The organism is Pseudomonas sp. GL-RE-26, from assembly GCF_019956275.1.
In the GTDB taxonomy this organism is placed as follows: Bacteria; Pseudomonadota; Gammaproteobacteria; order Pseudomonadales; family Pseudomonadaceae; genus Aquipseudomonas; species Aquipseudomonas grandcourensis.
Genome location: NZ_JAHBDI010000006.1, coordinates 86362 through 98132 on the forward strand (window position 1 = coordinate 86362; position 11771 = coordinate 98132).

The 11771-nt window shown below is 57.3% G+C and carries 7 protein-coding genes and 5 pseudogenes; 5 read left to right on the plus strand and 7 right to left on the minus strand.

Annotated features, from left to right (window positions below; all coding sequences use genetic code 11):
• The first annotated feature begins 10 nt into the window (after window positions 1-10).
• The 3 genes from KGB07_RS04695 (at window position 11) to KGB07_RS04705 (ending at window position 3944) form a co-directional block, all read left to right on the plus strand.
• Window positions 11-763, plus strand: a complete 753-nt coding sequence (locus tag KGB07_RS04695) for a class I SAM-dependent methyltransferase (RefSeq protein WP_046038109.1) — start codon at window positions 11-13, stop codon at window positions 761-763.
• A gap of 14 nt (window positions 764-777) precedes the next feature.
• On the plus strand, window positions 778-1917 hold the full coding sequence (gene rffA, locus KGB07_RS04700; RefSeq protein WP_080925257.1) for a dTDP-4-amino-4,6-dideoxygalactose transaminase: 1140 nt from the start codon (window positions 778-780) through the stop codon (window positions 1915-1917).
• A gap of 383 nt (window positions 1918-2300) precedes the next feature.
• Window positions 2301-3944: a hypothetical protein gene (locus KGB07_RS04705; protein WP_223464737.1), complete on the plus strand. Its 1644-nt coding sequence runs from the start codon at window positions 2301-2303 to the stop codon at window positions 3942-3944.
• A 316-nt stretch (window positions 3945-4260) separates the two neighbouring features.
• Here KGB07_RS04705 and KGB07_RS04710 read toward each other — a convergent pair.
• Both KGB07_RS04710 and KGB07_RS04715 read right to left on the minus strand, forming a co-directional pair.
• Window positions 4261-4467, minus strand: a pseudogene (locus KGB07_RS04710) (transposase); the annotation flags it as partial.
• Window positions 4461-4688, minus strand: a pseudogene (locus KGB07_RS04715) (site-specific integrase); the annotation flags it as partial. The pseudogenes KGB07_RS04715 and KGB07_RS04710, both read right to left, overlap by 7 nt.
• A gap of 791 nt (window positions 4689-5479) precedes the next feature.
• On the opposite strand from KGB07_RS04715, the pseudogene KGB07_RS04720 reads away from it, so the two are divergent.
• Window positions 5480-5560: pseudogene (locus tag KGB07_RS04720) on the plus strand (short-chain dehydrogenase); the annotation flags it as partial.
• Window positions 5561-5562: 2 nt separating this feature from the next.
• Window positions 5563-5755: pseudogene (locus KGB07_RS04725) on the plus strand (LacI family transcriptional regulator); the annotation flags it as partial.
• Window positions 5756-5849: 94 nt separating this feature from the next.
• On the opposite strand, the gene tkt reads toward KGB07_RS04725, so the two are convergent.
• The 5 genes and pseudogenes from tkt to KGB07_RS04750 form a co-directional block, all read right to left on the minus strand.
• The gene (tkt, locus tag KGB07_RS04730; protein ID WP_223464739.1) at window positions 5850-7847 is read right to left on the minus strand and encodes a transketolase; all 1998 of its coding nucleotides are present in this window, start codon (window positions 7845-7847) and stop codon (window positions 5850-5852) included.
• Between the two features lie 86 nt (window positions 7848-7933).
• The gene (tal, locus tag KGB07_RS04735) at window positions 7934-8860 is read right to left on the minus strand and encodes a transaldolase (RefSeq protein WP_223464740.1); all 927 of its coding nucleotides are present in this window, start codon (window positions 8858-8860) and stop codon (window positions 7934-7936) included.
• 45 nt (window positions 8861-8905) lie between these two features.
• A pseudogene (locus tag KGB07_RS04740) lies at window positions 8906-9148 on the minus strand (MFS transporter); the annotation flags it as partial.
• Window positions 9149-9308: 160 nt separating this feature from the next.
• Complete coding sequence (locus KGB07_RS04745; protein ID WP_223464742.1) at window positions 9309-10229, minus strand: PfkB family carbohydrate kinase; 921 nt, start codon at window positions 10227-10229, stop codon at window positions 9309-9311.
• Window positions 10222-11688 (minus strand): purine-cytosine permease family protein, encoded by a 1467-nt coding sequence (locus tag KGB07_RS04750; protein WP_223464744.1) that lies wholly within the window; start codon window positions 11686-11688, stop codon window positions 10222-10224. The genes KGB07_RS04745 and KGB07_RS04750 overlap by 8 nt, the downstream gene beginning before the upstream one ends.
• Between the last annotated feature and the right edge of the window lie 83 nt (window positions 11689-11771).

The window sequence follows — 11771 nt, forward strand, 5'->3', positions numbered from 1 at the left end:
AGCCAGATTGATGCCCCCAGATCGCACCCCGCTCCCCAAGTCCGCCTTTGAGGTGCTTGCCCTGGCAGAGGCACGCCACTGGTGGTTTCGCGCCCGTAACCGCGTGATCATTTGGGTGCTGAAATCTCGCATCGGCAAAATCCGGAATTTCCTGGAGATTGGTTGTGGTACCGGCTTTGTGCTGGAAGGGACTCACCAGGAATTTCCCGAAACGACACTCTCCGGCACCGAGTTTTTCGAAGAAGGCCAGATGCACGCACGTCGACGCGTGCCCGGCGCAAGCTTTGAAAAGCTGGACGCGCGCGCCATGAACGATGCAGAGCGATTTGATGTAATTGGCGCTTTTGATGTCATCGAACATATCAATGAAGATGAACAGGTACTGGCGAACCTTTCCCGTGCACTGCATAAGGATGGTCATCTATTGCTGACCGTTCCCCAGCACCGGTGGCTGTGGTCCGCGGCGGATGAACGCGCCTGTCATGTGCGCCGCTACACTCGACGCGAGCTTGTCGACAAGGTTGGCCGCGCCGGCCTTGAGGTTCAATACGTCACATCCTTTGTCACCCTGCTCGTCTCCTTGATGTGGCTGGCACGACAGCGCCCCGGTCAAAAAAATGCGCAAGTAAACAGCGAGTTCGATATTTCTGACCGGACCAATCGGCTCCTTGAATTCGTTATGAAGATAGAGTTTGACCTTTTGAAGGTAGGTATCACCTTTCCTCTCGGCGGCTCACTCTTGCTGTTAGCCAAAAAACAATAATCTGGAGACCTACAGTGAGCGACGTTAAAATCCCCTTCAATCGCCCTTTCATGACGGGAAAGGAACTTTACTATATTGCAGAAGCAAAGTTCGTTAATAAGCTTGCTGGTGACGGCCCCTTCACTCGACGTTGCCATCAGTGGCTTGAACAGTACACCGCCAGCGAAAAGGCACTGTTGACGCACTCTTGTACTGCTGCTCTGGAAATGTCAGCCCTATTGCTGAATATTGAACCTGGGGATGAGATCATCATGCCCTCTTACACCTTCGTCTCCACTGCCAACGCTTTTGTATTGCGCGGTGGAGTACCGGTGTTTGTCGATATCAGAAAAGACACACTGAATCTGGACGAACGCTTGATTGAGGCTGCGATTACACCTCGCACCAAGGCAATCGTTCCGGTTCACTACGCTGGCGTCGCATGCGAAATGGACACGATTATGGAGATCGCCCGCCGGCACGGTCTCCGCGTGGTTGAGGATGCTGCGCAGGGGGTCATGGCCTCCTATAAAGGAAGAGCCTTGGGCAGTATTGGTGATCTGGGCGCATATAGCTTCCATGAAACCAAGAACGTGATATCCGGCGAAGGGGGTGCGCTATTGGTTAACGACCCGACACTGTCATTACGCGCCGAGGTTATTCGGGAGAAAGGTACGGACCGCAGCCGTTTCTTCAGAGGTGAAGTGGACAAGTACACTTGGCAGGAAGTCGGTTCTTCCTACCTGCCAGGTGAATTGACCGCCGCTTTTCTTTGGGCCCAGCTGGAAGAGGCACAGTCGATTACACAAAATCGCCTGGACAGCTGGAACCACTATCACCAAGCGCTCGAAGGGCTTGAATCGACAGGCGCAGTACGCCGCCCGATCATTCCGGCAGATTGCACACACAATGCACACATGTACTATGTCTTGCTTGCTCCCGGCATCGATCGCCAACGCACGCTAGATAAACTTAAACACGACAATATCCACCCGGTGTTCCATTACGTACCGCTGCATTCCTCACCGGCAGGACTGCGCTACGGCCGACAACATGGCGCGATGACAAATACAGACACCCTGTCGGAGTGCTTGATTCGCTTGCCACTGTGGATGGGGCTGACAACGGAACAACAGGCAGGTATCGTCGACTCGCTACAGCGCGCCGTATCCTGAAGAGGAACACGCAGCGTGCAATTGCTGATCTGCACACTGCGTAGCTGCACCCATGACATTGGACGCACGGTATATCCTTACCAGTAGATAAATGAACTAACCGCTCAGCACACTAGTGGCCTGACCTCTACTTTTGGCGAGTACTAAAAATGGAGGATTACCGGGCGAACTGGCGTAACGAAGTGATTTTATAGGCTCGCTTCAGGTAGTCAGAGCGCATTTCAGCACACCTGAGGGCTTACCCGGAGTTTCCAGAGAGCTTTCAGGTTCGATGGATACAATGCAGGTTCAATGCTGGGATTGGGCTATCATTGGCGCCGATTAATAAGCCTTTACTGACGAAGATAGAATAATCGATTTTTAAATCGACTGGGTATTGAAGAATGAGAGATGTTTTAACAAATAAAATTCCAATAATTGTTCTGGCATTGTTCTTTGCTGTATTACTGAGCGGGGTATTTCTTCCGGTTTACTCCGATGAAGTCATGACAAAATTCAGGGTTGCGCGGCTATTTCTGGAGGACGGAAATGCGGTCACCCTTTATCCACAATGCACAACAACTGCAGGGCGGACAGTTTCATGGGTATTTTATCCGGCCGGTATATTACTGTCGGCGATCTATGCCCACCTGGGTCCTTTTGGCTTGAGAGTGAGCGGGATTTCTTTATCGCTGATCTGGTTTGCCTTGCTCGCGTATTGGTGCTTGGCGCAGGCGCGTGATGTTGGAGGGGCTCTTCAGCGTTTCGCTGGATTGGTGGCGGTGGCTTCACTGGGTGTCCTACCCTATCTGTGGGCCTTGTCGCGTCCTGAACAACTTCTGATGCTGCCGATCCTGGTGCTTTGTTTGTTGGCACTCTTCTTCAAGGAGCAGAAGCCTGCGCGCGCGCAGGTGGCGATGACTGTTGGGTTGGCATTGTTGCTGACATTATTTTTCTATGCTCACCCCAAGAGCATGTTCTATGCGCCATTCGCGCTAGCGGCCGTGTGGTTCGCGACGGCAACGTACCACAAAGCGATTCGCTATGGCTTGTGGCTGTTCGTCGTGGTTCTGTGCATTCAGAACTTTCACTATTTCAGCGCGCTGGCGGGCTGTCAGGATGCGCCGAACATTCAAAAAATGCTGGCGTTCAACACATTGTTACCGGGTATGCTGTTCTCTGCACCGGCTGAGTTTGTCAGCGCCGCATACAACAACTTAATAAGCTTTCCTGACCGGTTGTTGATACATCTGACCTTTAATGAAACTTTTCAATCGGGCTGGCTGCCTCCTATGGTCGGTAGCTTTGAAGCGTTGCCGTACATCAATCTTGCCATTTATTACTCTCTGTACACGTTTATTATCGGAATCCACATTGTAAGTATCGCGGTATTTCTGTTGCAATTGGTTCGCCGCCAAGTGTCTGCGTCTGTCGTGCTGGCGCTGTTGTTGGTCGGCGCAGATTTAATCAATGCGTTTTTTTACAACATCCAGAATTTTTATGCGGCTAATCAATTCATGCCTGTGTCGATCATCATCGCAGCCCTGTTGATGCACTCCCGGCGCGCAGTGAAGCGGAGTAACACACCCACACTATTAGCCTATTCACTGTTAATGCTGCTTTCCATGGCGTCGATGGTGACACTGTTAACCCTCGTGACCCCTGGTATCACACGCAACTCCTCCTTCGCGCAATCGAGTTTGCCCGGGCAGCCGCTTTCGATTCCGGTGCTGGGGTCTCAGCTTCACTTGGATTCAATCAGTAAGCTGGGGGTGTCATGTGGTATTCCTGCGGAGTCGGCAGAAAATGTCGTAGTGGACCACATGACATATTTTGCCTTTTTGCGCGACAAGAAACCGATCCATGTGCTCTATGTGTCTGAGACCGGTTACGGTGGCGACTTGAGTAACGGCAGACTGCTGCCATTTCTCAAAGGATTGAATAGCCCAGGCCTGATTACGCGCTGCGAATGGGTGCCGTATGATTTCCGGCAGGTGCAGGAGAAGGACGACATGGGCTACTGCTGTGTCAATTTCGGTAAAATCTGACTAGCGTTACCGGCATTAGCGCCCTCGGCCCCCGGAAACGGGACGCCGAGGGGTTTCGATGCATCAGGCAATCGCGCGACCAGCGTTCCGGCGTTCATGGACGCCCCCCCCTGCTGGTCAACGCCTCAATCGATTACACGCATTCCAACTGCCTGGTCCGGCGCGAACGGTGCCGACCACGGCCTTTCCTGTCTTTCCCCCACTAAGTAATTGCCTGTGCAATCAGTGGTGTGATCTACGTCGATGAAACCTCGACGACTCGTCCATGCAGGCGTGAAAGACGCCGGCAATCCGGTTGGTACTCGCTTTTGTGGGGGGAGCGGGAGCCATGAATCATCAAGGTTCGTAGGTACGCGCCTTCTCGTTTGTTCATTCCTAACAACGTCGGCTTTCCACCGCCGGAGTGCTGCCTAGGCACGAGGCCTAACCAGGCAGCCAATTACCGTCCTTTGTTAAAGTCCCTCGCATCGCCGATCGAGGCGATTAACGCATTAGCGGTTAGCAAGCCAATACCCGGTAGCGCTCGATCATTTCCTTGACCGTCACGCCCATGCGATTGGCCTTGGCAATTGCACCAGGTTCGACCAGCTCGGTTTCGCGCCGCTTGAGCCTGGCTTGGGTTGTGGTCTTGCAATCGAAGGTCTGGCTTTCCTGATAAACTGTCACACCCATTTGCATGATGCGGATCAGTGCTGTGTACGCTGCAGAGCCATCCTTGCGCTTGCGAACGGTGATTGACTCCATGGATTTTGCTACACGAGTGGTTTGCGTTGCTACATTGCAGCAAGGCTCTCTCAATATTAAGCAAAAACCGTAGTAAACCGCAGCAAATGAGAAGTCGCGAAATGCCGATGAAACCCACAGAAAACCTAGCCTATCCAGCCGATTCGGTATCCAGGAGGTTTTCTGTTGCACCCATGATGGATTGGACCGACTAACGACTGAAGCTCCCATCTTAAAGACCTGTAGCCAATTGTGAATTTTCTCGTACCAGTTTTGTACCAGTGTTATTTGCTCGCAACTCCAAATTGCTGTCCGCGCTAAGTAATTTCCGCGTCTCTGAGCGCGTTCATACGTGTTTGCCATTTGATGCCACTGGTCCGCACATGCCCCAGCCATACGTAATCCGACGACTTTCCTACCCGCTCTGTAGCAAAATTTAAGCGACCACCTTGTGGTGCCTGTTACGGGCACTGTCGCTGCTATGCTTGGGTTTTCTCGAAAGGAGTCGAAATCATGCCAGGCCAATATTCACTATCAGATGTGTTGGAACGGATCTACCACAACCAGTTGGCCCTGGAAGCAGCAGTGATGGAGCTTGAATGGTCACTTTGCTCGTTGTTCAAGCACCACCTAAACCCCTAGCGCAGACATGATTAAAGGGGACTGGCGCTATCGATGTCCTCTTCACCTTTCTGCGGAGTTTAGATTGGCCATTGTCAGGGTTACCTGATGTGTAGTGGTCTAATGAAACCGGACACCCATTTAGGCGAGAATGCTCGCCAGATCGAGGTGTCAGATGACCAAACAACGCCGTTCCTTTTCTGCTGAGCGACGCCGCCAGCATGATCAGTGGCGTGAGCCTGCCCATCGATGGCGGATACACCAGCCGCTAACCCATGAAAGCATCACCATCTGCGGCATCGACCGTCTGCCGTTCGCCGATATCTTCGGGGGTGTCGATCGCTTGTGTCGCTCACGATGCATCGCTGGCCGGCAGCAGCGCGGTGCGGCTGCTGCTGGATCGCCCGGAGAACCCGCAAAAACCTCGCAACAAGGTGGTGATTGCCGGTGAGTTGGAGAACGGCTGAGCGCCGTATGCCACCTTCTGGATGGCCTGATGCAGGCCATCACAAACCACCCCAATACCTGTAGCCGCTGATCAAGCCTCCGCGCTCGCGTTTTTTAGTCTTCCAGCAACTCTTCAGCCTGACCCAGGATGTTTTCCAGGGTGAAACCGAACTCTTCGAACAAGGCAGACGCAGGCGCCGACTCGCCGTAGGTGGTCATACCAATGACGCGACCTTCCAGGCCCACGTACTTGTACCAGTAGTCCACATGAGCGGCTTCGATGGCGATACGGGCGCTGACCTGCAACGGCAGAACCGCTTGCTTGTAGCCGGCATCCTGAGCTTCGAAGACGCTGGTGCATGGCATGGAAACCACGCGCACCTTACGGCCTTGTTCGGTCAGTTTGTCGAAGGCTTGAACGGCCAGACCGACTTCGGAACCGGTGGCGATCAGGATCAGTTCAGGCTCGCCTGCGCAGTCCTTGAGCACGTAGCCACCACGGTTGATGCACTCGATCTGCACCGCGTTGCGGGTTTGGTGCTGCAGGTTCTGACGGGAGAAGATCAGCGCCGACGGACCGTCGTCGCGCTCCAGCGCGCATTTCCAGGCCACGGCCGATTCAACGGCATCGGCTGGACGCCAGGTGTCGAGGTTCGGCGTGCAACGCAAGCTGGACAACTGCTCGATCGGCTGGTGAGTCGGGCCGTCTTCGCCCAGACCGATGGAGTCGTGGGTGTAAACGTAGATCACGCGTTTCTTCATCAACGCGGACATGCGCACTGCGTTGCGGGCGTATTCCATGAACATCAGGAAGGTCGCGCCGTAAGGCACCAGACCGCCGTGCAGTGTCACGCCGTTCATGATCGCGCTCATGCCGAACTCGCGAACACCGTAGTACATGTAGTTGCCGCTGGCGTCTTCAGCGCTGACGCCTTTGCAGCCTTTCCACAGGGTCAGGTTGGAACCGGCCAGGTCAGCGGAGCCGCCCAGCAGTTCCGGCAGCAGCGGACCATAAGCATTCAAGGCGTTCTGGCTGGCTTTACGGCTGGCGATGGTTTCGCCTTTGGCCGCCACTTCAGCGATGTAGGCCGCAGCTTTCTCGGAGAAGTCAGCCGGCAGTTCGCCGCTCAGACGACGGATCAACTCGTTGGCCAGCTCAGGGAATTCAGCAGAGTAAGCCGCGAAACGCTGGTCCCACTCGGCTTCGGCAGCAGCGCCGGTTTCTTTGGCGTCCCACTCGGCATAGATGTCAGCCGGGATTTCAAACGGGCCGTAGTTCCACTTCAGGGCAGCGCGGGTCAGAGCGATTTCCGCGTCGCCCAGTGGGGCGCCGTGGCAGTCTTCCTTGCCTTGCTTGTTCGGCGAACCGAAACCGATGGTGGTTTTGCAGCAGATCAGCGTCGGTTGTGCGCTTTTGCGTGCAGTGTCGATGGCGGTCTTGATCTCTTCCGGGTCGTGACCGTCGACATTGCGGATCACTTGCCAGTTATAGGCTTCGAAACGCTTCGGCGTGTCGTCGGTGAACCAGCCTTCGACTTCGCCGTCGATGGAGATGCCGTTGTCATCGTAGAAGGCTATCAGTTTGCCCAGGCCCAAGGTCCCGGCCAGCGAGCTGACTTCGTGGGAAATGCCTTCCATCATGCAGCCATCACCCAGGAACACGTAGGTGTGGTGGTCGACAACGTTGTGGCCCGGACGGTTGAACTGCGCCGCCAGGACTTTTTCTGCCAGGGCGAAACCGACAGCGTTGGCCAGTCCCTGCCCCAGCGGGCCGGTGGTGGTCTCAACGCCCGGGGTGTAGCCGTATTCCGGGTGACCCGGGGTGCGGCTGTGCAGTTGGCGGAAGTTTTTCAGGTCATCGATCGACAGGTCGTAGCCGGTCAGGTGCAGCAGCGAGTAGATCAACATCGAGCCGTGACCGTTGGACATGATGAAGCGGTCACGGTCGGCGAACGCTGGATTGCTCGGGTTGTGCTTGAGGTAGTCACGCCAAAGTACTTCGGCGATATCCGCCATACCCATAGGGGCACCGGGATGGCCGCTGTTGGCTTTTTGCACAGCATCCATGCTGAGGGCACAAATGGCGTTGGCACGCTCACGACGGCTGGGCATCGCTGATCTCCAGAGAATCGAATAGGACGAAAAGGAAAAACCGACCCTGTACAGTCATCCTGCCAGGCCGGTGTGTCAGGGCGGGATTAGGCTCTGGCCGCGAGCAAGGCTTCGAGTTTTTCCTGGTCAAGAGCGAACTGACGAATACCTTCGGCAAGTTTCTCGGTGGCCATGGCGTCCTCATTGGAGGCCCAGCGGAACTGGCTCTCGGTCAGGCTCTGACGGGGTTCGCCAGCGTGGCCTGGGGCCAGCTTGCGCTCGAGCTTGCCCGTATCGGCAGCGAGTTTCTCCAGCAGGTCCGGGCTGATGGTCAGGCGATCACAACCGGCCAACTGCTCGATCTGGTTCAGATTGCGGAAGCTGGCGCCCATGACCACGGTCTTGTAGTCATTGGACTTGTAGTAGTTGTAGATGCGAGTGACCGACTGCACGCCCGGATCATCGGAGCCTGTGTAGTCGCTACCGTTGGCCTTCTTGTACCAGTCGTAAATCCGGCCCACGAACGGCGAAATCAGGAATACCCCGGCATCGGCACAGGCAATCGCCTGGGCGAACGAGAACAGCAGGGTCAGGTTGGTCTGGATGCCTTCGCGCTCCAGTTGCTCGGCGGCACGGATGCCTTCCCAGGTGGAAGCGACCTTGATCAGTACGCGTTCACGGCCAATACCGGCCTTGTCATACAGCTCTATCAGACGGTGCGCGCGCTTCAATACGGCGTCAGTGTCGAACGACAGGCGCGCATCCACTTCAGTGGAAATACGGCCAGGAATCACTTTCAGAATTTCTTGCCCGACCGCTACGCCAAAGCGATCACTGGCCAGACCAATATCGCCCTTGCAGTCGCTGACGCAGGCGTTCAGCAGCTCGGCATAACCTGGAATGGCCGCGGCCTTAAGCAGCAGCGAAGGGTTGGTGGTGGCATCCACCGGTTTGACCCGAGCGATAGCTTCGAAGTCGCCGGTGTCGGCAACCACCGTGGTGATTTGCTTGAGTTGTTCCAGCTTAAAGGTCATAGCGCGTCAGAGTCCTGTAATGGTCGGGGGTTGAGGTATGTTGCGGGCGCGCAGCGCCACGGCCGCTACCACGTTGTGTACGAATAACGGTGCACTGGCCATCGCCGCAGCGCCGACCAAGAACGGCACGATGATGTGCCAGCGGCGTTCGCGGTGTTTGTCTGAACTGGCGCCGATCAGCAGCATGCCCAGCAATGCGGCGATGCTCGGCAGCGCGGTGAGGATGCCGATGTGGACGGTGTCGACGATCCCTGCGTTACGGATGAAGGTCGGCATCCAGAACCCCATGAGGCGATGGGGCGTCCCAATACCTGCTCAAATTCCTTAAGAGTGGTCGCTGTGTACAAAGCACGCTTGATCCACACGTTACACCGCTCGTACCTCGATGTAGGAGCAGAGCTTGGTCCGGGCGGCGTCCCGGCAAGCCTTGCACCTACAGGAATCAGGTTCAACCTTCAGCCAGCATCGCGTCCACTTCTTGCGTCCCAGGCGAGGTGGCCGGCCCCCAGCGCGAGACTGCTAGGGCCGCCGCTGCATTGGCGCGACGGGCCGCCAGGGCGGTATCCAGCCCCGCCGCCAGCCCGGCGAGGAACACCCCGGAATGGGCATCGCCCGCGCCATTGCTGTCCACCGCCTGCACCTTGAAGCCAGGAATGTGCTGGTGCTCCCCTCCCTGACCGACCCAGCAACCGTTCGGGCCGTCGCGCACCACAAGCAGCGCGCCATCGGCCAAACGCTCGGTCAGAATGCCGAGGGAGCCGGCAATATCCGCCGCACCGGTAAAACGCAAGGATTCAACACTGTTGCTGGTCCAGATATCGATGCGCGGCAACAACGCGGCCATGGGTGCTGCGTCCGGAGAGTTGACCAACGGTCCAGGATCGAATACCACGGTCACCGCCTTCGGCAAGGCCAACACCCACTCCAGCAGCGCCGGCGCCTTGTCCGGATATTGCAGGCTGTAGCCGCTGACATAGACGTAGTCGTCGGCCTGCACCGACACCCGCGCCAGCTCTTCGGCCGAGAGACCGCCTTCCGCACCGATATAGGAAATGAAGGTGCGCTCGGTGCTGGCCTCGGTCAGGGACACGCAAAGCCCCGTGTCCTTCTCGCCATAGCGGTCGAGGGCCACCTCGACCCCCTCCGCCACCATCGCCTGCCGGGCCAAGTCGCCGAAGCGCCCATTACCGTGGCGCCCAAGGTAGACCACCGGCAAACCACTGCGCCGGGCAGCGGCCATGACATTGAAACCCGCACCTGCTTCGAAGCTGGCGGCGTTCGCCAGCGCGTCGCCACCGGTCACCGGCAGCTGGTCGAGGGACATGACCAGGTCAACCATGACCTGGCCGGTATGCAGTAATCTAGCCATTGGCATTCTCTACAAAAGCGACACGGCGATCCGCCGCACCGCCGAGCACGGCATAAATACCGCCTGCAACCAGGAAGGTGACGACCCAGCCCAAGCCGTTGTGGCCCAGCCAGGAGTCGGAGAGGAAACCGCGAAACCAGGTGGTCTCGGCGGTGGTGCCGATGGTGGTGAAGCTGAAGCCCAGGACAATCGCCACGGCCCAGGCACCGAAGGCACGCCATTCGATGCCACCGCTATACCAGTAGGCACTGGTCGGACTGACATCGAGCAGGTCCTTGGCGCTGTAGTACTGACGATGCACCAGGTCGACCACGAAGATCCCGACCCAGGCGGTAATCGGCACCGCCAGCAAACAGATGAAGGTGATGAACGGTCCGTAGAAGCTGTCGGCGATCAACATGAAGTAGATGGAGCCGGCGAAGATCGCCACGATATCGACGATCACCGCATGCACGCGCTTGACCTTCAGGCCCAAGGTCAAGGTCGTCAGGCCCGCCGAGTACACCGACAGGTTGTTCGACAGCAACAGCCCGCCGAACGCGGTGATCAGGTACGGCACGGCCATCCAGGTCGGCAGCATGTCGCGAATCGCAATGATCGGATCAGTAGCCTGGGCCAGATCATGGTTGCCCACCGACAGCAGGCCGCCAAGGGTGATCAGCAGCACCAGCGGGATACCGGCACCGAAGGCCGCCGAGGCCACCAGACGGACCGCCTTGACGCTCTTGTGCTGGTAGCGCGACATGTCGGCGCCGGCGTTGGCCCAACCGATCCCGGTGCCCGCCGCCATGGTGCCGATGCCGATGATCATCGCGCTCATCGGTGCCGGGGTGGCGTTGAACACCGCGCTCCAGTCGATGGTCGCACATAGGAAACCGCCCACCAGGATATTCAAGGCACCGAAGACATAGGTTGCCCACTTCTGGATCACCAGCAAGGTGGCATGCCCCAGGCCTGAGACCGACAGGGTCAGCAGCACGAAGATGGCGATAAACAGCAGCGTCAGCACCGGGGCGCTCTTGGCCTCCACCGGCGAGTGGAACAGGATCGAACACAACGACAGCAGCACGAACGCGGCGGTGGTGGTGTTGACCGTTTCCCAGCCTAGGCGCGACATCAGCGAAACGATGGTCGGACCGATATTGCCGCGCACGCCGAAGATCGCCCGCGACAGGGTCAGACTCGGCGCGTGGCCGCGACGACCGGCGATGGAAATGATCCCCACCACGGCGAAGGAACCCGCCGCACCGAGAATCGCGACGATGATCGCCTGCCAGATCGCCAGGCCGCGAAAGGCCACCAGGGTCGCCCCCAGCGGCAGGCCGAGAATACTGATATTGGCCGCGAACCAGACCCAGAACAGTTGCAGCGGATGGCCGTTGCACTCGGCTTCCGGGACCGGTTCTATGCCGCGGGTTTCCAGTTGGCCGGCGCATTGTCCGGCGTTTGATGAGGTCATGGTATTCAACTCCTAATGCCACTTGTTGTAGTTGTTGGGCAGTGTGAAAGGTGTAGAAAACTCGGGGCCATATCCGGGCCCAC

Bases quoted from the DNA above. Each gene is read 5' to 3' on its own strand.
- KGB07_RS04705 (WP_223464737.1), top strand. From the start codon at position 2,301: ATGAGAGATGTTTTAACAAATAAAATTCCAATAATTGTTCTGGCATTG.
- tal (WP_223464740.1), bottom strand. From the start codon at position 8,860: ATGACCTTTAAGCTGGAACAACTCAAGCAAATCACCACGGTGGTTGCC.
- KGB07_RS04750 (WP_223464744.1), bottom strand. From the start codon at position 11,688: ATGACCTCATCAAACGCCGGACAATGCGCCGGCCAACTGGAAACCCGC.
- tkt (WP_223464739.1), bottom strand. From the start codon at position 7,847: ATGCCCAGCCGTCGTGAGCGTGCCAACGCCATTTGTGCCCTCAGCATG.
- KGB07_RS04745 (WP_223464742.1), bottom strand. From the start codon at position 10,229: ATGGCTAGATTACTGCATACCGGCCAGGTCATGGTTGACCTGGTCATG.
- KGB07_RS04695 (WP_046038109.1), top strand. From the start codon at position 11: ATGCCCCCAGATCGCACCCCGCTCCCCAAGTCCGCCTTTGAGGTGCTT.